Origin of the sequence: Streptomyces sp. NPDC058964 (assembly GCF_042741275.1) — a bacterium.
Lineage (GTDB): Bacteria > Actinomycetota > Actinomycetes > Streptomycetales > Streptomycetaceae > Streptomyces.
In genome coordinates this window covers 1-1,078 of sequence record NZ_JBHYKH010001059.1, presented here as the reverse complement: position 1 = coordinate 1,078, position 1,078 = coordinate 1, and the positions used below count along the sequence as shown (strand labels likewise).

Annotated in this window: 2 protein-coding genes; both read left to right on the top strand. The window is 71.5% G+C overall.

Translation table 11 applies throughout. From position 1 onward, the window contains the following. The first annotated feature begins 236 nt into the window (after positions 1-236). On the top strand, positions 237-686 hold the full coding sequence (paaI, locus tag ACFW2E_RS47650) for a hydroxyphenylacetyl-CoA thioesterase PaaI (RefSeq protein WP_384478612.1): 450 nt from the start codon (positions 237-239) through the stop codon (positions 684-686). Then, a partial coding sequence (locus tag ACFW2E_RS47645) for a phenylacetate--CoA ligase family protein (RefSeq protein WP_384478609.1) occupies positions 683-1,078 on the top strand: 396 nt, incomplete at its 3' end. The genes paaI and ACFW2E_RS47645, both read left to right, overlap by 4 nt.

The window sequence follows — 1,078 nt, the reverse complement described above, 5'->3', positions numbered from 1 at the left end:
CCTGCAACGGCTGCGGGGGCGGCGCCTCGGCGGCGTCTGTCGTGGTCATCGTCACCAGCTTCCCAACCGACCATTCGTTCGGTACCAGTGTGACGTCTTTCCGTGCGCCGGGCAAGACCCCGGAGCCCTGCCGGTCACACTCTTGACAGGGCGACCCGACGACTGGATTACTGGGCCGGGCCACGCGCGAACCGAATGGTCGGTCGGGAGACTCGGGAGACAAGGTGGTGGGTCAGGTGTCGCAGGCCACGGAGCAGACGCCCACGGAGGTGATGTTCTCCGCGGACGAGGCGTCCCGGCGGCTGGGCATCGAGCTGATCGAGCACGGCGAGGGCACCGCGTCCCTCCGCATGACCGTGACCCCGTCGATGGTGAACGGGCACCGGATCGCCCACGGCGGCTATCTGTTCCTGCTCGCCGACACGGCCTTCGCCTGCGCCTGCAACAGCCACGGTCCCGTGACCGTCGCCGCGGGTGCCGACATCGTCTTCGTGGCGCCCGCCCGCGAGGGAGACGTGCTCGTGGCGAGGGCCGAGGAACGCGCCCGGTTCGGCCGCAGCGGCGTCTACGACGTGACCGTGCGGCGCGGCGAAGAGGTGATCGCCGAGTTCCGCGGACGCAGCCGCAGCGTGCGGGACACCACCGCGCGCAGGACGCAGGGCACGACGACGAGGGAGTCGCGATGAGCAGCGAGCCGACGACCGGGACGGCCCCGGCACCGCGCCGGGGCGAGCCCCTCCCCCACGACCTCCTGGACGACGCCGAGCGGCTGTCCCGGGAGCAGCTCGCCGAGCTCCAGCTCGACCGGCTGCGCGCTACCCTGCGGCACGCCTACGACAACGTCGAGCTGTACCGCAAGAAGTTCGACGCCGCCGGGGTCACGCCCGACGACTGCCGCGGCCTGGCGGACCTCTCCCGGTTCCCCTTCACCACCAAGGCCGACCTGCGGGACACCTATCCCTTCGGCATGTTCGCCGTCCCGATGTCCGAGGTACGGCGCGTGCACGCCTCCAGCGGCACCACCGGCCGGGCCACCGTCGTCGGTTACACGGACGACGACCTGTCCATGTGGGCGGAC